Here is a 16,904-nt window from a genome sequence, read left to right as displayed (position 1 = left end):
GGAGTTCGTGATGCATCACCCTGACGCCCTCGCCAATCCCTGCATCAACATCTGCCGCATGGACCTCGCCAACCGCTATTGCCAGGGCTGCGCCAGGACACGGCTGGAAATCGGGCGCTGGGCGCAGATGAGCGAGGCGGAGCGTGCGCAAGTGCTGGCGGCGGCGCCGGCCCGCCGCGGGCAGCGTGCCGCTACGGGCGCTCTGCCATGAACCAGCCTGTCTCCCTCTTCATCCAGGTCGGGTTCGACCTGGTCTGCCCCTGGTGCATGATCGGCAAGCGCCATCTTGAAACGGCGCTGGCGCAGCTGGCCCAGCAACGGCCCGATGTAGCGGTCACGGTCGAATGGCGCAGCTCTCTCCTGTTTCCGACGCTGCCGCCTGCCGGCATCCCCTATCGCAAGTTCAGCCTGGCGCGGCTTGGCAGCGCCGAAGCCGTGGCGCTGCGGCAGGCGCAGGTATGCGCCGCGGCGCGCGAGGCCGGCATCACGCTGGAACTTGACCGCATCGAAGTGCTGCCCAACACCGTGCTTGCGCATCGCCTGATCCGGTATGCGCGCCAGGCTGGTGGCGAGGCGGCCGCATCCGTGCTGATCGACCGATTGTTTGAAGAGTACTTCCTGCGCGGCGAGGACCTCGGCGATCCACGCGTGCTGCACGCCGCGGCGATCGCCTCCGGCATGCCGATGCCGCAAGCGGCGGCACCGGCCACTGTGCAAGACCTGGCATGGCTGCCGCCGCTGCATGGCGAGGATGTGCCGCTACCCAATCCCGGCCTGGGCGTGCCGCGCTTTGTGATCAACGGTGCGCCGCCGATCGCTGGCGCCAGGCCGCCGCGTGCCTTGCTGGAGGCAATGCTGCGGGCGCTGGCCCGCGCGTCTCCCGCTTCCCCACCCCCGCCAGGCATCGCGCTCACCGCCCGGTGACGCCGCGCCCGGCAATGCTGGACAGAAGATCCATACTACATAACGGAGACAACATGCCCACCCACCCTTCATTCCTGCTGCGTATCGCCGCCGTGGCGGCCGGCCTGGCGCTGGCGGCTCCCGCTGCCATGGCCTGGACCAGCAAGCCGGTCCGGATGCTGGTGCCCGCCCCCGCGGGCGGCACCATGGACGTGCTCGCGCGCCTGCTGGCAGACCAGCTGTCGGCCGACCTTGGCCACCCCGTGGTGGTCGACAACAAGCCGGGCGCCGGCGGCGGCATTGCCATCACTACCATGCTGGCCGCGCCCGCTGATGGCCAGACCATCATGGTCACCGCCAGCAATGTGCTGACCGAGATCCCGCATGTGCTCAAGCAGCCGTTCGACCCGCTGAAAGACGTCAGGCCCGTCGCCGCCGTGGCGCGTTCGCGCATGGTGATGATTGGCGCGCCTGGCCTGCCGGCCAAGGACCTGAAGGGCCTGGTCAGCTACGCCCGGGCCAATCCGGGCAAGCTCAGCTTTGCTTCGTACAGCGCCGGCACCGCTTCGCACTACGCGGGCATGATCATGAACCAGAAGGCCGGGCTGGACTTGCAGCATGTGCCCTTTGCCGGTTCCGCGCCGGCGCTGACGCAGGTGATGGGCAATCAGATTGCCGTGATGTACGACGGCATGGTGACCTCGCTGCCGATGATCCGTGCCGGCAAGGTGCAGGTCTATGCCGTGGCGTCGAAGAGCCGCTCGGCGCTGCTGCCGCAGGTGCCAACCTTTGCGGAAATGGGTTACCCCGACATGGAGTTCAGCAACTGGGTGGGCGTGATTGCGTCGTCGAAGCTGTCGCCCGAACTGGCCGAGAAGGTCCACGCGGCTGCCTACAAGGCCGCGGCTTCTGCCAAGGTGCGTGACCGCATGGAGGCGCTCGGTTATGAGCCGCTGCCGGCGCAGCCCCTGCCGCAACTGAGCGAATCAGTGCGCACGGAGTTCGAGCGCAATGCCGGCATCGTCAAGGCGTTCAATATCCAGCCCTGAGTCAGTTCCCGGCAACGCAAAAGGGCAGCCTCATCCGAGGCTGCCCTTTCTTCTTCCTGCTGCCGGCTCAGGCGCCGGTGCTGCGCAAGCGCTTCTTGTCGATCTTGCCGACGCTGGTCTTCGGGATCTCGTCGACAAACAGGATCCGCTCGGATTCCGGCACCGCATATTTGCTGAGCCGGTTGGCCTCGACGCGCGCCAGCAGCGACGTACGAATCGTATCCGCGGTCACCGTTGTGCCAGGCTTGCGCACCACGAATGCCATCGGCCGCTCGCCCCACCTGGCGTCCGGCACGCCGATGACCGCGCACTCCTGCACGCCCGGCACCTGCGTGACCAGGCTCTCGACCTCGATCGACGAGACCCATTCGCCGCCGGTCTTGATCACGTCCTTGATCCGGTCGACGATCTGCACGAAGCCGTCGGCCCCCATTACCGCGATGTCCTGCGTATGCAGGTAGCCGCCGGCCCACAGCTCGGCCGATGCCTCGGGCTTGCCATGGTATGCCCTGGTCAGGAACGGTGCGCGCAGCACGATCTCGCCGCGCGCCTGGCCGTCGCGCGGCACCTCGTGCATCGATTCATCCACCAGGCGGAAGTCCACCATCGCCACCGGCCGCCCCGTCGAGCAGCGCATGCGCACTTCGGTCTCATGGTCGCGATGTGCGTCGCCTGGCGGCAACTGTGCCAGCGCGACGATGGGGCCGGTCTCCGACATGCCATAGCCGGCAAACACATCCATGCCGCGCTCGAGGGCAGCCTCGCACAACGCCGGCGGCAGCGCCGAGCCGCCGATGATGAGCTTCCAGCCCGACAAGTCCTGGCCGCTTGCCTGCGCCGCCTGCAACAGCATCTGCAGCAAGGTCGGCACGCAGTGCGAGAACGTGACCCGCTCGGTCTCGCGCAACTGCAGCAGCATGTCCGGCGCATAGCGCCCCGGCAGCACGATGCGCAGCCCGAGCATGACCGCGACATACGGGATGCCCCAGGCGAGCACGTGGAACATCGGCGTGATCGGCATGTAGACGTCTTCCCGATGCAGGCGCTGTCCTTCGCGCGGCGCGCACAGGCTGGTGGCCGAGGCCAGCGCATGCAGCACGATATCGCGATGGCTGTAGCACACGCCCTTGGGATCGCCGGTGGTGCCCGTCGTGTAGAAGGTGGCGGCGCGGGTGTTCTCGTCGAACTCGGGGAAGTCGAAGTCGGGCGAGGCCGCGCTCAGCAGCGTCTCGTACTCGCCGCAGAACGGCAGAGATGTCGGCGGCACGTGCTGGCCGTCGGCCAGCAGGACAAAGCTGCGCACGCTGGTCAGCTGGCCGCGGATCTCTTCCATCACCGGCAGGAAGTCGGGATGGAGCAGCACCACCTCGGCGCCGGAATCGTTCAGCGTGTACAGGATTTGCTGCGCCGACAGCCGCACGTTGACCGTGAACAGCGTCGCGCCCATCATCGGCACGCCGAAATAGCATTCCAGGTAGCGGTGGCTGTCCCAGTCCATCACCGCCACGGTGGTGCCGTGCGCCACCCCCTGCGCCGCCAGCGCTGAAGCCAGCCGGCCGACACGCCGGTGGAAGTCGCGATAGCTATGGCGCAGTTGCCCGCGGTACGTGATCTGCTGGTCGCCGTAGAGCGACAGCGAATTGAGCAGCAGTTGCCTGACGAGCAAGGGATAGGCATAAGCCTGCGGCGCCGCAGGCACAAGGTTTGGTTGCATGTCTGCCTCCGTCAGAACGGCACGTCGCCGATGATGCCGGCGCGCTCCATTTTGCGCACCGTGGGCGCATAGTCCTGCACTGCGTAATGCTGGGTGCAGCGGTTGTCCCAGATCGCCACGCTGTTCTTCTTCCAGCGCCAGCGCACCTGGTACTCCGGGATCTCCGCCTGCGCGCACAGGTAGTGCAGCAGATCGCCGGCGCCGGGCATGAAATCCTTGCCGAAGCGGACCACGTCGTCGCGGTGGTAGTTGGCAAAGTGCGAGGTGAAGGCGTTGACGAACAGGACCTTCTCGCCCGTCTCCGGGTGGGTGCGCACCACGGGATGCTCCACCATCGGGAACTGCGCCGCCAGCGCGGCACGCTTCTCCGGCGGCATATTGGCGCCGAAGGTGTGTTCGATGCTGTGCTTGGCGCGCAGGCCTTCGATGCGGGCCTTGATGTCCTGCGGCAGGCGGCGGTACGCCTCGCCCATGTTCACCCAGATGGTGTCGCCGCCCACTGCCGGCGTTTCCACGCAGCGCAGCACGCAGCCCATCGGCGGCGCCTGGCGCCAGGTGGCGTCGCAATGGAACGAGTTCTCGTAGTGCTCGACCTTGCTGTCGGGCGACTTGTAGATCTGCACCAGGCCCGGGTGCTCCGGGTCGCTGCCTACCACCGGGTGGTCTTCCAGTTCGCCGAAGCGGCGGGCAAAGGCAACGTGTTCGGCGCGGGTGATGTCCTGGTCGCGCAGGAACAGCACCTTGTGCTGCAGCAGCAGCGCCTTGATCTCGGTGAACAGGCCGGCGTCGCGTGATGCATCGGCCAGGCTGACGCCGCTCAGTTCGGCGCCAATGGTGCAGGTCAGGGGTTCTGCATGCATGGTGTGGTCTCCTCTGTTGTTGTTCTCAGATGACGAAGATCGACGAGCCGGTGGTACGGCGCGCCTCCAGGTCCTGGTGCGCCTGGACCGCGTCTTCCAGCGCATAGCGCTGGTTGATGCCGATGCGGATGCGGCCCGCGCCCACGTGGTCGAACAGCTCGCCCGCCAGCGCTTGCTTCTCCGCAGGGTCGGCGATGTAGTCGGCCAGCGCCGGGCGCGTCAGGAACAGCGATCCCTTCATCGCCAGCAGCACGGGGTCGAACGGCGGAATCGGGCCCGATGCGGTGCCCACGCACACCATGGTGCCGCGCCGCTTGAGCGAATCCAGCGACGCCATGAAGGTGGTCTTGCCGACGCTGTCGAATACCACCGAGACCCCCACGCCGTCGGTCAGCTCGCGCACGCGCTTGGCTACGTCTTCGCGGGTGTACTGGATGATGTGGTCGCAGCCGTGCGCACGCGCCACTTCGGCCTTGGCTTCGGTGGACACCGTGCCGATCACCGTCAGGCCCAGCAGCTTGGCCCACTGCGACACGATCAGCCCGACCCCGCCCGCCGCGGCGTGCAGCAGGATGGTGTCGCCCTGGCTGAACGGATAGATGCGGCGCATCAGGTAGGCCGAGGTCAGCCCGCGCATGGTCATGGCCGCGGCGGTTTCGAAGGCAATGCTCTCGGGCAGGCGGATCAGCGGCGCGGCCGGTACCAGGCGCTCGGTGCTGTAGGCGCCCAGCGTGTTGACGAAGCCGGTGTAGGTGACGCGGTCGCCCGCCGCCACGTTGGTCACGCCCGGGCCGACGGATACCACCACGCCGGCGGCTTCCACGCCCATGCCGCTGGGCAGCGGCACGGGATAGGTGCCATTGCGGAAGTAGGTGTCGGCGTAGTTCAGTCCCACTGCGACGTGGCGGATGCGGACCTGTCCGGGGCCCGGATCGCCCACTTCCATGTGTTCATAGCGAAGCACTTCGGGGCCGCCGGTCTCGTACATGCGGACAACGTTTGCCATGGTCTTGTCTCCTGGAGTCTGGTTGGTGCAGAACACGCTGCAGCTGCAGGGAACTGTAGAGATTGCTGCCCCGGCCGGCTTTGCATTGGCTCCCGATGACTTTGCATTTCATGCCATGCGGCCCTATGATCGCTGCTGCGGCGGGCAGACCGCGCCCCCGACTGACATCTCATCGCAAGGCAACGCTGGCTTGGAAACCCTGATACGTGCTGCCGCACTAACCAACTTCCTCGAGGTTTCGCGCGACCTCGGCCTGGATCCGCAGCCGTTGCTGCGCCAGGCGCGACTGCGGCGGGCCTGGCTGGACGATCCCGACCAGCGCGTCCCGCTCAGCGCCTGCGTGGCGCTGCTGGAAGCCGCCGCGCAGGCCTCGGCCTGCCCGACCTTCGGGCTGCGCATGGCGGAGTCGCGCCAGCTGTCGGACTTTGGCGTGATGAGCCTCTTGATCAGCCAGCAGCCCACGCTGCGCGCCGCGCTTGCCACCACCATCCGCTACCGGCACCTGGTCAATGACTCGGTGGCGCTGTTGCTCGAGGATGCCGGCAGCGCCGTGGTCATCCGGCAGGAAGTGCTCAGCGACGCGCCCTCGCGGCAGGCCACCGAGCTGGCCATCGGCGTCGTCTTCCGCATGTGCGCGCTGCTGCTGGGTCCGCGCTGGCAGCCGATCGGCGTGAGCTTCACGCATGCGCCGCCGGCCGACCTGCGCATCCATCGCCGCCTGTTCGGTTGCCCGCTGGAGTTCAACGCGGACTGCAATGGCATCATCTGCCGCGCGGCCGACCTCGACGCGCCGAACCCGACGGCGGATCCGGTCATGGCACGCTACGCACAGCAGTTCATCGACACGCTGCCGCGCGCCAACCCGCAGTCCATCGGCCATGAAGTGCGCGCCGCCATCTACCTGATGCTGCCAATGGGCCGCGCCACCTGCGAGGCCGTGGCGGAGGGCCTGGGCCTGAGCCTGCGCACCATGCAGCGCCAGCTCGACGACGCGGGCGAGACCTTTACTGAGATCCTGAACGACGTGCGGCGTGAACTGGCGCGACGGTACGTGGAGAACCCGCGCTATTCGCTGCTGCGGGTGTCGCAGTTGCTGGGGTATGGGTCGGCCAGCTCCTTTACCCGGTGGTTTTCTGCGCAGTTCGGGATGGCGCCGGCCAGCTGGCGCAGGGATCACGCGCAACGCTAGCGCGGGCGATGCCGTCAGCCTGGCGTCACCGTCGCGCGTGCTTCGCGCAGCGCCTGCTCGGCATCCTTGATATTGCCCAGCGGCGCGAGGACGGCCGCATCGAACGGCCGCACCGGCTGTCCCTCGCGCACCAGCACCGGCCAGTCCGGATTCGCAAGGGCGCCGCGTCCGAGCGCGACCAGCGTCGCGCCATCGTCCAGCAGGCTGGCCGCGCGCGATGGCTCATGCAGGCTGCCGTTGGCCATGATCGTGAGCCCGGGCGCGGCACGGCGTGCAAGCTGCACCAGCGTCGCGCCGTCGTCCGCGAAGGCGGGCTGCCATGCTTCGTGCTCCGTCACGTGGAGGTAGTCCACGCTGCTTGCCGCGAGCGCGGAGAAAACGGCGGCCGCGCCTTCCGCGCCTTCCGGCCACTTGTGGACGAAATCATTGACCTTGCCTTGCGAGATGCGCACGCCGACGGGGAAGCCAGCTCCCACGGCAACGCGCACCGCGCGGACGGTTTCCAGCGGCAGGCGCATGCGCTGTGCGATGCTGCCGCCCCAGGCGTCCTGGCGTTGATTCGTATAGCTCGTCAGGAACTGATCCAGCAGATAGCCATTGGCACCGTGGATTTCAACGCCGTCGAAACCCGCGTCACGGGCCAGCCGGGCGGCCTGCGCAAAGCCTTCGATGGCCTGCAGGATGTCCGCCTCTTCCATGGCGCGCGGCATCCGGTATGGACCCTTGCCGGCATACACGGTCATTTGCAGCCCCTTGGGCTGCACCGCCGAGGGCCCGACCGTGTGGTCGCGGAAGCGGTTGGCCTGCGACAGCGCACCGGCGTGCATCAGCTGGGCCACGATGCGCCCGCCCTGCTGGTGGACCGCGGCAACCACCTGGCGCCACGCGGCCACTTGCTGCGCATCCGTCAAACCGGGCTGGCCGGCATAGCCCTGGGTATAGGCACGGTCGGTATAGATACCCTCCGTGACGATGAGGCCAAAGCCGCCGCGGGCAAAGCCTGCGTAGTAGCGCGTCATGGCCTCGGTGGGAACGCCTGCGGCGGTGGCGCTGATGCGCGTCATCGGCGCCACCGCGAGCCGGTTGCGCAGCGGCACGCCGTTCAGGGCCAGCGTATCGAACAGTGAGGGCGCGGCGGGCGTGGTCATCGCGCAGCTTCTGCGGCCAGGGCGATGGCTTCGATCTCGATCTTCGCGTCCGGCGAGTAGAGCGCCGAGACCTCGACGATGGTGTCGGCCGGATAGGGGGCAGAGAACCACTTGCGGCGCAGTGCGACGATCTTCGGGAAGTGTGCCATCGAGGTCAGGAAGATCGTCACCTTCACCACGCGGTCCAGCCCCGAGCCGCCCGCCTGCAGCGCGCGCCTGAGGTTGCTGAACGCCTGCTCGGCCTGGGCATCGAAGTCGTCACGGCCCACGATGGCGCCATCGTCGCCGACCCCGGCCTGGCCGGAGACAAAGAGGAAGCCGCCGGCCCGGATGGCTTGCGAAAGCAGATAGGGAGCATAAGGGTCGGGTTGGGTGTGGACTTGTTCCAGTAGCATTGCTGACTCCGGTAGATGATTTAGTAGAATTCACCTGGTCGCCTGGGTGGCCGATCAGATAGGTCAAGTATCGGAGCGGAGATCAGGCCGCGACAAATGGTCGCTTTTCAGTCGACACATGAATACATCTCATCTAAGGGGGAGGCTTGCGCAAACTGCCGCCACTGGGTGCCCTGCGCACCTTTGAAGCCGCCGCCCGGCGCGCCAGCTTCAAGCACGCGGCGGACGAACTGCACGTCACGCCGACGGCGGTCAGCCACCAGATCCGGTTGCTGGAAGAGAGCCTTGGCGTGAAGCTGTTCGAGCGCCAGACCCGCAAGGTGCGCCTGACGCCCGCCGGGCATCAGTTGTTTCCCGCGGTGCGGGACGGCCTGGACGGGATGGAGCGCGCCGTGCTGGCGGTGCAGCGCAGCGCACAGGCCAACGTTGCCACGCTGACGTCGACGGTTGCCTTCATGGCCAGGCGGCTGGCACCGCGCGCCGGCCAGTTCCGCACGGCCTACCCTGACTGGACGCTGCGCCTGGATGCGTCGGACCAGGTCGTCGACCTGGACCACGATGCGGACGCTGCCATCCGCTACGGCAGCGGCAGCTATCCCGGCCTGGTGGTCGAGCCGTTGTTCTGCGACCGGTTTGCGCCGGTCTGCAGCCCCGGCCTGAAGCTGGCCAGCGTGCAAGACCTGAAGCACGCCACGCTGGTGCACTTCGAATGGGGCGCCGGCGCGCGCGATGACGAGCGCGCGCCGGTATGGCACCAGTGGCTGGCGCACGCCGGCGTCGAGGTCACCGATCCACAGGCGGGCCTCAGCTTTACCGACGAGATCCACGCCGTGCAGGCCACCATTGCGGGACAGGGAGTCGGCCTGCTCAGCCTGACGCTGGTCGCCGAAGAGCTGGCCTCGGGCGTGCTGGTGCAGCCCTTCGGGCTTACGCTGGAGAGTTTCCGCTATGACCTTGTCTACAGCGAGCGCGCCGCGGAGCGTCCCGCCACGCGGTTGCTGAGGGACTGGGTGAAGGCGGTGTTCGCCGGTTAAGGGGCGGGCTACTGTTTGACGTTCCCTCCGGCGTACACTGTGGCTCCCGATCTCCGTAGACCCATATCCATGCCGGCCTTGCGCACCCTCTATCCCGAAATCGAGCCCTATGAAACCGGCACGCTGGATGTCGGCGACGGGCATGTCATCTACTACGAGCGTGTGGGCACGCCCGGCGCCAAGCCGGCGGTGTTCCTGCACGGCGGGCCCGGTGGCGGGATCTCTGCGGACCACCGGCGGCTGTTCGATCCGGCGCGCTATGACGTGCTGCTGTTCGACCAGCGCGGCTGCGGGCGTTCGACGCCGCATGCGGGGCTGGAGGCCAACACCACCTGGCACCTGGTCGACGATATCGAGCGCCTGCGCGATCTGGCCGGCGTGGAGCGCTGGCTGGTGTTCGGCGGCTCATGGGGCTCGACGCTGGCGCTGGCCTATGCGCAGAAGCACCCGCAGCGCGTCAGCGAGCTGGTGCTGCGTGGCATCTACACGGTGTCGCAGGCCGAGCTGGACTGGTACTACCAATACGGCGTGTCCGAGATGTTCCCCGACAAATGGGCGCGTTTCCAGGCGCCGGTGCCCGAGGCCGAGCGCGGCAACATGATGGCCGCGTACCGCAAGCTGCTGACTGGTGACGACCAGGACAAGCAGGTGGAAGCGGCACGCGCATGGAGCGTTTGGGAAGGCGAGACCATCACGCTGCTGCCAGACGCCGGCAACAGCGCCAAGCATGACGACGGGCACTTCGCGCTGGCGTTCGCGCGGCTGGAGAACCACTATTTCACGCACCGCTGCTGGCTGGAAGACGGGCAGCTGCTGCGCGACGCGCACAAGCTGGCCGACATCCCCGGCGTGATCGTGCACGGCCGCTATGACATGCCGTGCCCGGTGCGCTATGCCTATGCGCTGCACCAGGCGTGGCCCGCGGCCGATTTCCACCTGATCGAAGGCGCCGGCCATGCGTGGACCGAGCCGGGCATCATGGACCAGCTGATTGCCGCGACCGATCGCTTTGCGGCGCAGCAGTAGTCGCGCGCCGACCACCACCGAAGATCACCACCGGAGACCACGATGGAGCTATACGCCCACCCGTTTTCGTCCTATTGCCAGAAGGTCCTGGTTGCGCTGTACGAGAACGCCATCCCCTTCGAATTCCGGATGCTGTCGCCTGAACACGCGCAGAACATGGACGAACTCGCCAGGCTGTGGCCGCTCAGGCGCATGCCGGTGCTGGTCGATGGCAGCCGCACGGTGTTCGAGTCCAGCATCATCATCGACTACCTGGACCAGCATCACCGCGGCCCGGTGCGCTGGCTGCCGGATTCGCCCGACGCCGCGCTGGAAGTGCGCATGCTCGACCGCTTCTTCGACCAGTACGTGATGACGCCGATGCAACGCATCGTGGCCGACTACCTGCGCCCGGCGGAGCACCGCGATGCCTATGGCGTGGCCGAGGCGCGCAAGCTGCTTGACTCGGCCTACGCCTGGCTCGAGCCAACGCTGGCCGGCCGGGAATGGGCCGCGGGCGGCGCCTTCACTCTGGCCGATTGCGCTGCCGCGCCATCGCTGTTCTACGCGGACTGGGTGCATCCCATCCCCGATGCGCGCGGCAATGTGCGCGCTTATCGCAACCGGCTGCTGGCGCGGCCATCGTTCGCGCGCGCGGTGGACGAGGCGCGGCCTTACCGCCCGCTCTTTCCACCGGGTGCGCCGGACCGGGACTGACGGCCAAGCTCAGGCAGCGCCGCATCGATCTGCGCCGCCATGGCGCGATAGCCCGCGTCGCCGGGATGCAGGTGGTCGCCGCTGTCGAACGCCGGCAGCAGCGCCTGCGGGCGCGCGGGATCGCGCACCGCGGCGTCGAAGTCCACCACCCCATCGAACGCGCCGCCGTTGCGGATCCAGTCGTTGACCGCCAGCCGCACCGCTTCCTTGCCCGGGCTGTCATAGCCGCGGATCGGCGTATCGCGCAGCGCCCCCGCAAACGGCGTGATGGTGGCGCCGATCACGCGCACGCCGCGCGCATGGGCGCGCGCGATCAGGCGGCGGTAGCCCTCGATCAGCTCGGCGGCCTGCGGCACCGCATCGCCCGGTGCAAAGGTGGAGCCTGGCCAGGCGATATCGTTGATGCCGATCGCCGCGATCACGGTGCGCACATGCGGCTGGCTCAGTACGTCGCGATCCAGCCGCGCCAGCGCGGACTCCCCCATGCCATCGCGCAGCAGCCGGCCGCCGGAGATGCCGGCATTGAGCACAGCCACGCCGTTGCCGGCAGCACGCTGTGCCAGCACGTCGGGCCAGCGGCGGTTGGTGTCGGGGGTTGAGCCGTTGCCCTCGGTGATCGAATCGCCGATGGCCACCACGGCGCCGGCATGCCCGGGCGCATCGACCTGCACCTCGCTGAGCAGGATGCGTGCGCTGAACGACTGCGGCGCAGGCAGCGTGGCCTGCCTGGTCGCATTGCCGGCCACGAGCCACGCGGTCTGGCGCCCATCCCAATGGAACGACTCGATCGCTGTCGGTTGCGGCAGGTAGAGGCTGAGTGCCAGTTCGCCCAGTACGGGGGAGTCGAAGACGACCGGATCGCTTGCCACGGACTGGCCAGCCGGGAGGATCACCGACGCGCTGCCGCGGAACGTCACCGCGCTGCTGCCCGCCGCATCGGTACTGCCACCGCCGGCATGGCGCGCGAGTTGCGCCGCGCCGACCGCGACCGGGTGGCGGCCGTAGGGGTTGGACAGCACCACGCGCACGCGCTTGCCGCCCACGCTGAGCCGTACCACCTGGCGCAGCGTCTGGCCGGACAGCACCGCGGGCACGCCGGTCGGCAGCGGCTGGGCGCCGGGCTGCCACACCGGCTGCTGGCTTGCCATCCAGCTGGTCAGCCAGGCCGGGTCTTGCAAGGGGCTGGCCAGCGCCGCGGTGCTGGCGATGGTGGCGGACAACGTCAGCGCAGTCAGGCGGCGCAGGATGCGGGGAATGCGGAACATGGTTTGCCTCGGTTCGTGGACCGGCGTTGGTGCCGGGATGGCGCCAAAGGTAGGGCATTCCAGAAATGACAGGTAGCGGGCAGAATGGCATATCGCTCATGCCATGATGGAATGAGTGGGCACACAAGGAACGGCATGGACACCATCAGGGCAATGCAGGTCTTCGTGCGCGCCGTGGAGCTGGGCAGCCTGTCGGCGGTGGCGCGCGAGCAGCAGTCGACCCAGCCGACCATCAGCAAGGTCGTGGCTGCGCTGGAGAAAGAGATGGGCGTGCGGCTGCTGGAGCGCAGCACCACCAGCCTGTCGCCGACCGAGGCGGGGCGGCGCTTCCATGAGCGCGCGCGCCGCGTGCTGGATGAATACGGCGAGGCGGTCAGCGATGCGCGTGGCATGTCCGGGCAGCCGGCCGGGCGGGTGCGTGTCAGCGCGCCGGCCAGCTTCGGCGTGCTGCGGCTCAATGCGCTGGTGCTGGCGTTCCAGCAGCGCTATCCGGAGGTAGAGGTGGAGTTGCTGTTCGACGACCGCTTCGTCGACCTGGTGGAGGAGGGCGTCGACATCGCGGTGCGCCTCGGCGCCTCGCTGCCGCCCAATGTGGTCGCGCGCCGCATCGCGGTGTCGCCGCGGCTGCTGGTAGCCTCGCCCGACTACCTCGCACGCCATGCGCGCATCCGGCAGCCGGCCGACCTGGCGCGGCACCAGATCCTGCGCTTCACCTGGCTGGCCGCCGGCGACGAGATCGTGCTCGACGGGCCCGGCGGGCAGGCGCCGGTGAGCGCGTCCTGCCGCTACCGCGTCAACAACTCGCTGGCGATGCGCGAAAGCTTCCTGGCCGGCGCCGGCTTTGGCATGACGCCGGCATGGCTGGTGCAGGACCTGCTCGACAGCGGCGCCCTGCAGCGCGTGTTGCCACGCTGGAGCGGTCCGGCGCAGGAAGCCTTCCTGGTCTATCCGTCGCGGCGCTACCAGCCGGAGCGGGTGCGGCTTTTGCTGGACTACCTGGCGCAGGCGATTGCAGGGTTGCCGGGATTGACTCCGGTGTGAGCGGCCGGATGGCGCTTAATGCAACCGGCCCCGCGCTACCAGCATCGTCAACGGCCGCGCCAGCAGCGTGCTGGCCAGCGCCATCAGCAACAGTCCGGAAAACGCCGCGGTGCTGATGATGCGCGCGTCCAGCAGCACGGTCAGCACCACCACCTCGACCAGGCCCTTGGTCTGCAGTAGCGTGCCCAGTGCCAGCGATTCGTGCCAGCCCATGCCGGCGCGGCGCGCGGGCAGCGCGACGCCGGCCATCTTGCCGGTGATCGCGATGACCAGCGACAGCAACGCGATCCACAGTGTCATCGGATTATCCAGCGAGATCTCGGTGCGCAGTCCGGCGGCCAGGAAAAAGAAGGGCAGCAGCACCACCACCGTGACCGGTTCGAGCTGCTGGCGCACACGCTGCGCTTCGCGTGCGGGCCATACCAGTCCGGCGACGAAGCCGCCCATCACATGGTGCAGCCCGGCCAACTCCCCCAGGAATGCCGACGCCAGCACCAGGAACAGCGCCATCGCCAGCAGCAGCTCGGTCTCCGGCGCGCGGCGGCGCAGCAGCCATGCCAGCGCGGGGCGCACTGCCAGGAACATGAACGCCAGGTAAGCACCGGCGCGGGCCGCCACGATGAGGCCGCTGGCGCCGTCCTGGCCGCCATGCTGCAGCAGCACCAGGGTCAGGAACAGCCACACCCAGGCATCGTTGACGGCCGCGCAGCGCAAGGCCAGCTGGCCCAGGCGGGTGCCGGTCAGGCGCATCTCGCGCAGCAGCGCACCCAGCACCGGCAGCGCCGTGACGGCGGTGCAGATGCCCATGGCGCAGGCAAACCAGTAGGGGCTGGCCAGTTCCCCCGCGACCGGCCAGCCGGCCGTGGTCATCCACCAGCCGGCAGCGGCCCCCAGCGCGAACGGCGCCGCAATGCTGCCCAGCGAGATCTGCAGGGTCGCGCGCCAGTGCGCGGGCACGCTGTCTTCGCGCAGGTGCAGGCCGGTCAGGAAGCAGAACAGCGTCACCGCCAGCCACTGCAGGCCGGACAGCATCGGCAGGCGATCAGGGCCGAACAGCGCGGTCCAGCCCTGCGGCGCCAGTTGCCCGAACACCGACGGCCCCAGCACGATGCCGGCCAGCACCTGCACACCAACCAGCGGAAACACCGAGCGCAGGCCGGCACCACGCCATAGCAGATAGGGCAGGGCGACCACCAGCATCGCCTGCAGGAAGAAGATGCTGACCCCGTTCATGGGGTCACGCTGGCGACGACGCGCTTCATCCGAACATGCCCCCGTTGACCGAGATCACCTGGCGCGTGATATAGCCAGCGTCGGGCGACATCAGGAAGGCCACGGTCGCGGCCACTTCGTCGGGCGTGCCGAGCCGCCGCGCCGGGATCATGCGCAGCGCCTCGTCGCGCACGTGCTGCTCGACCATGTCGGTGTCGATCAGGCCGGGCGCCACGCAGTTGACTGTGATGGCGCGTTTGGCAAGTTCGATTGCCAGCGCCTTGGTGGCGCCGATGATGCCGGCCTTGGCCGCGCTGTAGTTGGTCTGGCCGCGGTTGCCCACCAGGCCCGAGACCGACGACAGCGTGACGATGCGCCCGGGCTGGCGTCGCTGCACCATCGGCATCACCACCGGGTTGAGCACGTTGTAGAAGGCGTCGAGGTTGGTGTGCACCACCTCGTCCCATTCGGCGCCGCTCATGGCCGGGAAGGCCGCGTCGCGCGCCAGGCCGGCGTTGCACACCACGCCGTAGTAGCAGTCATGTGCGGCGATATCGGCCAGCAGCGCGGCAGCGGCTTCCTCGCGCCGGGCCACGTCGAAGCACAACACGCGGGCCTTGCGGCCGCAAGCGCGCACCGCGTCGGCGACGGAGTCGGCTTCGTCGCGGCGCGAGCGGCAATGCACCACCACGTCATAGCCGTCGCGGGCCAGCCGCAGGGCGATGGCGCGACCGATGCCGCGCGACGATCCCGTAACCAGTACGGTCGGATTGGTCATACCAGGTGTCCTTGAAAAAAGTCCTCTGCGGGCGCAGGCGCGAACGCGGAACGCGTGCAGATGCGGCGCATCATACGCGGCAGAATTCTTCCAGCACCGCCAGCCGGCGGCGCGGCTCGGCCACGAAGGGGTTGCTGCGGTCCCACGCGTAGCCGGCCAGGATCGACGAGATCATGTCGCGGATCTCGGAGTTGGCATTGGGATGGAAGATCAGTTGCTGGAAGCGGCCCTCGTACCAGGCTTCGACAAACACGCGGAAGCAGTCCACGCCGGCCTTGAGCGGCTGGGCGAAGTCCTGCTCCCAGTCCACGGTGTCGCCGGCAAGCTGGCGCACCAGGCATTGCGCCGCCAGGCTGGCCGACTTGAAGGCGATGGTCACGCCGGACGAGAACACCGGGTCCAGGAACTCCCCGGCATTGCCGAGCAGCGCATAGCCGTTGCCCCACAGGGACTTCACATTGGCCGAATAGCCGGCGATCTGGCGCGCGGGGGTGTCCCACTGCGCGTTGCCAAGCAGCTTTGCCAGGCCGGGTTCCTCGGCCACCAGCGCCCGCAGCCGTTCGGTCTCGGTGCCCGTGTAGCGGTCCAGGAATGCCTTCTCGGCAACCACGCCCTGCGAGCAGCGGCCGTCCGAGAACGGGATGGTCCAGTACCAGACGTCAGGGTGTTGCGGATGCACGCTGATCAGGATCTTGTTGCGATCGAAGGCGCCCGGCGCGATGCGGTCTTCCACGTGGGTGAAGAGCGCGCTGCGCACCGGGAAGCCCGACGGCGATTCCAGCTGCAGCAGGCGCGGCAGGATGCGGCCAAAGCCGGAGGCATCGAGCAGGAACTTCGCGCGCACGCTGTACCGGCTGCCGTCCGGCGCACGCACGGTCACCTCCGGCTGCGCGCCGCTGACGTCGACGTCCTCGACCAGGTGCGAGAAGCGCACCTCGGCGCCCTGGCGCGCCGCCTCGCGGATCAGCACGTCGTCAAAGCGCGCGCGCTGCACCTGGTAGGTGGTGCCCCAGCCGGGCGAGAACTTCTCGCGAAAGTCAAAGGCGGTCTGCTGGTCGCCGCGCGCGAAGGCGGCGCCGTTCTTGTACTGGAAGCCCGCTTCCACCACCGCGCGCAGCATGCCTGCCTCTTCGATGTAGGCCATGCTCTGCGGCAGCAGGCTTTCGCCGATGGAAAAGCGCGGGAACGTCTCCTTCTCGATCACCAGCACCGGAATCCCATGCTTGCGCAGCAAGCCGGCCGCGACCGAGCCCGCGGGCCCTGCGCCGATGATGACGACATCCGTGGTTTCCGTTTTCATAAGGTTCGACTCTTTTCTTCTCTTGCATGAACGCCGCGAGGGTAGCGCAAAGCGTCATCCTCCGCGGCAAACGCGAGAATATGACTGCAAATTGGCTCCCGTTGGCCGGCCTGCAACATATTGAAACCAATTCTCCCGGGCTGGATCCCCGATGGGCCGCACGGAAACCGGCAGGGGGCCAGCAAGCCACGCCGACTCGCGGCAAAATGTGGAACCGTGGTCACAGTCTGCCGTTTCCGCCTGTGCCCTGTGCTTTCACCAACCCGACGCCATCCCACCCCACCCAAG

General features: G+C 68.2%; 17 protein-coding genes. 8 read left to right on the top strand and 9 right to left on the bottom strand.

The window, feature by feature from the left end:
- Positions 1 to 10: 10 nt before the first annotated feature.
- Genes AC3WRI_RS22640 through AC3WRI_RS22630 form a run of 3 tightly spaced genes read left to right on the top strand, consistent with a single transcriptional unit; the run spans position 11 to position 1,952 of the window.
- Positions 11 to 211: a DUF1289 domain-containing protein gene (locus AC3WRI_RS22640; protein ID WP_010810818.1), complete on the top strand. Its 201-nt coding sequence runs from the start codon at positions 11 to 13 to the stop codon at positions 209 to 211.
- Positions 208 to 924 carry a DsbA family oxidoreductase gene (locus AC3WRI_RS22635; RefSeq protein ID WP_011617937.1) on the top strand — a complete coding sequence of 239 codons (717 nt, stop codon included), beginning with the start codon at positions 208 to 210 and terminating at the stop codon, positions 922 to 924. The genes AC3WRI_RS22640 and AC3WRI_RS22635 overlap by 4 nt, the downstream gene beginning before the upstream one ends.
- A 53-nt stretch (positions 925 to 977) precedes the next feature.
- Complete coding sequence (locus tag AC3WRI_RS22630; protein WP_011617936.1) at positions 978 to 1,952, top strand: Bug family tripartite tricarboxylate transporter substrate binding protein; 975 nt, start codon at positions 978 to 980, stop codon at positions 1,950 to 1,952.
- Positions 1,953 to 2,019: 67 nt separating this feature from the next.
- Here AC3WRI_RS22630 and AC3WRI_RS22625 read toward each other — a convergent pair whose 3' ends face one another.
- The 3 genes from AC3WRI_RS22625 to AC3WRI_RS22615 are packed head-to-tail and all read right to left on the bottom strand — an operon-like array spanning position 2,020 to position 5,532.
- Positions 2,020 to 3,666: a fatty acid--CoA ligase gene (locus AC3WRI_RS22625; protein WP_011617935.1), complete on the bottom strand. Its 1,647-nt coding sequence runs from the start codon at positions 3,664 to 3,666 to the stop codon at positions 2,020 to 2,022.
- An 11-nt stretch (positions 3,667 to 3,677) separates the two neighbouring features.
- A complete protein-coding gene (locus AC3WRI_RS22620) occupies positions 3,678 to 4,526 on the bottom strand; it encodes a TauD/TfdA dioxygenase family protein (protein ID WP_011617934.1) in 849 nt (282 codons plus the stop codon).
- Positions 4,527 to 4,551: 25 nt separating this feature from the next.
- On the bottom strand, positions 4,552 to 5,532 hold the full coding sequence (locus AC3WRI_RS22615) for a quinone oxidoreductase family protein (protein ID WP_010810813.1): 981 nt from the start codon (positions 5,530 to 5,532) through the stop codon (positions 4,552 to 4,554).
- A gap of 190 nt (positions 5,533 to 5,722) precedes the next feature.
- On the opposite strand from AC3WRI_RS22615, the gene AC3WRI_RS22610 reads away from it, so the two are divergent.
- A complete protein-coding gene (locus AC3WRI_RS22610) occupies positions 5,723 to 6,721 on the top strand; it encodes an AraC family transcriptional regulator (protein ID WP_037024847.1) in 999 nt (332 codons plus the stop codon).
- 14 nt (positions 6,722 to 6,735) lie between these two features.
- On the opposite strand, the gene AC3WRI_RS22605 is transcribed toward AC3WRI_RS22610, so the two are convergent.
- Positions 6,736 to 7,869 carry an NADH:flavin oxidoreductase gene (locus AC3WRI_RS22605; protein ID WP_011617932.1) on the bottom strand — a complete coding sequence of 378 codons (1,134 nt, stop codon included), beginning with the start codon at positions 7,867 to 7,869 and terminating at the stop codon, positions 6,736 to 6,738.
- Entirely contained in the window at positions 7,866 to 8,264 is a 399-nt protein-coding gene (locus tag AC3WRI_RS22600; protein ID WP_010810810.1) for a RidA family protein, read from the bottom strand. Before AC3WRI_RS22600 ends, AC3WRI_RS22605 begins: the two co-directional genes overlap by 4 nt.
- 146 nt (positions 8,265 to 8,410) lie before the next feature.
- On the opposite strand from AC3WRI_RS22600, the gene AC3WRI_RS22595 reads away from it, so the two are divergent.
- The 3 genes from AC3WRI_RS22595 (at position 8,411) to AC3WRI_RS22585 (ending at position 11,020) form a co-directional block, all read left to right on the top strand.
- Entirely contained in the window at positions 8,411 to 9,298 is an 888-nt protein-coding gene (locus AC3WRI_RS22595; protein ID WP_010810809.1) for a LysR substrate-binding domain-containing protein, read from the top strand.
- A 69-nt stretch (positions 9,299 to 9,367) separates the two neighbouring features.
- Positions 9,368 to 10,324 carry a prolyl aminopeptidase gene (gene pip, locus AC3WRI_RS22590; RefSeq protein ID WP_011617931.1) on the top strand — a complete coding sequence of 319 codons (957 nt, stop codon included), beginning with the start codon at positions 9,368 to 9,370 and terminating at the stop codon, positions 10,322 to 10,324.
- Between the two features lie 42 nt (positions 10,325 to 10,366).
- Complete coding sequence (locus tag AC3WRI_RS22585) at positions 10,367 to 11,020, top strand: glutathione S-transferase family protein (RefSeq protein ID WP_010810807.1); 654 nt, start codon at positions 10,367 to 10,369, stop codon at positions 11,018 to 11,020.
- Here AC3WRI_RS22585 and AC3WRI_RS22580 read toward each other — a convergent pair.
- Positions 10,978 to 12,285, bottom strand: a complete 1,308-nt coding sequence (locus AC3WRI_RS22580) for an SGNH/GDSL hydrolase family protein (RefSeq protein ID WP_011617930.1) — start codon at positions 12,283 to 12,285, stop codon at positions 10,978 to 10,980. The genes AC3WRI_RS22585 and AC3WRI_RS22580 overlap by 43 nt on opposite strands.
- 135 nt (positions 12,286 to 12,420) lie before the next feature.
- On the opposite strand from AC3WRI_RS22580, the gene AC3WRI_RS22575 reads away from it, so the two are divergent.
- Positions 12,421 to 13,326: a LysR family transcriptional regulator gene (locus tag AC3WRI_RS22575; protein ID WP_011617929.1), complete on the top strand. Its 906-nt coding sequence runs from the start codon at positions 12,421 to 12,423 to the stop codon at positions 13,324 to 13,326.
- Positions 13,327 to 13,341: 15 nt separating this feature from the next.
- Here AC3WRI_RS22575 and AC3WRI_RS22570 read toward each other — a convergent pair whose 3' ends face one another.
- The 3 genes from AC3WRI_RS22570 to AC3WRI_RS22560 all read right to left on the bottom strand — a co-directional run bounded on the left by AC3WRI_RS22570 (position 13,342) and on the right by AC3WRI_RS22560 (position 16,616).
- Complete coding sequence (locus tag AC3WRI_RS22570) at positions 13,342 to 14,559, bottom strand: cation:proton antiporter (RefSeq protein ID WP_011617928.1); 1,218 nt, start codon at positions 14,557 to 14,559, stop codon at positions 13,342 to 13,344.
- Between the two features lie 25 nt (positions 14,560 to 14,584).
- Positions 14,585 to 15,316, bottom strand: coding sequence for a 3-oxoacyl-ACP reductase FabG (fabG, locus tag AC3WRI_RS22565; protein ID WP_011617927.1), 732 nt, complete (start codon positions 15,314 to 15,316; stop codon positions 14,585 to 14,587).
- Positions 15,317 to 15,386: 70 nt separating this feature from the next.
- Positions 15,387 to 16,616, bottom strand: coding sequence for an NAD(P)/FAD-dependent oxidoreductase (locus AC3WRI_RS22560; RefSeq protein WP_011617926.1), 1,230 nt, complete (start codon positions 16,614 to 16,616; stop codon positions 15,387 to 15,389).
- Positions 16,617 to 16,904: the final 288 nt, after the last annotated feature.

The organism is Cupriavidus sp. FW305-27, from assembly GCF_058787995.1.
The sequence above is the reverse complement of the archived record's forward strand: the minus strand, read 5'-3'. Positions and strand labels throughout refer to the sequence as shown.

What these genes read in the sequence shown, in the direction of transcription:
- AC3WRI_RS22640 (WP_010810818.1), top strand. Translation starts at nt 11, where the DNA reads ATGCATCACCCTGACGCCCTCGCCAATCCCTGCATCAACATCTGCCGC.
- AC3WRI_RS22635 (WP_011617937.1), top strand. Translation starts at nt 208, where the DNA reads ATGAACCAGCCTGTCTCCCTCTTCATCCAGGTCGGGTTCGACCTGGTC.
- AC3WRI_RS22630 (WP_011617936.1), top strand. Translation starts at nt 978, where the DNA reads ATGCCCACCCACCCTTCATTCCTGCTGCGTATCGCCGCCGTGGCGGCC.
- AC3WRI_RS22625 (WP_011617935.1), bottom strand. Translation starts at nt 3,666, where the DNA reads ATGCAACCAAACCTTGTGCCTGCGGCGCCGCAGGCTTATGCCTATCCC.
- AC3WRI_RS22620 (WP_011617934.1), bottom strand. Translation starts at nt 4,526, where the DNA reads ATGCATGCAGAACCCCTGACCTGCACCATTGGCGCCGAACTGAGCGGC.
- AC3WRI_RS22615 (WP_010810813.1), bottom strand. Translation starts at nt 5,532, where the DNA reads ATGGCAAACGTTGTCCGCATGTACGAGACCGGCGGCCCCGAAGTGCTT.
- AC3WRI_RS22605 (WP_011617932.1), bottom strand. Translation starts at nt 7,869, where the DNA reads ATGACCACGCCCGCCGCGCCCTCACTGTTCGATACGCTGGCCCTGAAC.
- AC3WRI_RS22600 (WP_010810810.1), bottom strand. Translation starts at nt 8,264, where the DNA reads ATGCTACTGGAACAAGTCCACACCCAACCCGACCCTTATGCTCCCTAT.
- pip (WP_011617931.1), top strand. Translation starts at nt 9,368, where the DNA reads ATGCCGGCCTTGCGCACCCTCTATCCCGAAATCGAGCCCTATGAAACC.
- AC3WRI_RS22585 (WP_010810807.1), top strand. Translation starts at nt 10,367, where the DNA reads ATGGAGCTATACGCCCACCCGTTTTCGTCCTATTGCCAGAAGGTCCTG.
- AC3WRI_RS22580 (WP_011617930.1), bottom strand. Translation starts at nt 12,285, where the DNA reads ATGTTCCGCATTCCCCGCATCCTGCGCCGCCTGACTGCGCTGACGTTG.
- AC3WRI_RS22575 (WP_011617929.1), top strand. Translation starts at nt 12,421, where the DNA reads ATGGACACCATCAGGGCAATGCAGGTCTTCGTGCGCGCCGTGGAGCTG.
- AC3WRI_RS22570 (WP_011617928.1), bottom strand. Translation starts at nt 14,559, where the DNA reads ATGAACGGGGTCAGCATCTTCTTCCTGCAGGCGATGCTGGTGGTCGCC.
- fabG (WP_011617927.1), bottom strand. Translation starts at nt 15,316, where the DNA reads ATGACCAATCCGACCGTACTGGTTACGGGATCGTCGCGCGGCATCGGT.
- AC3WRI_RS22560 (WP_011617926.1), bottom strand. Translation starts at nt 16,616, where the DNA reads ATGAAAACGGAAACCACGGATGTCGTCATCATCGGCGCAGGGCCCGCG.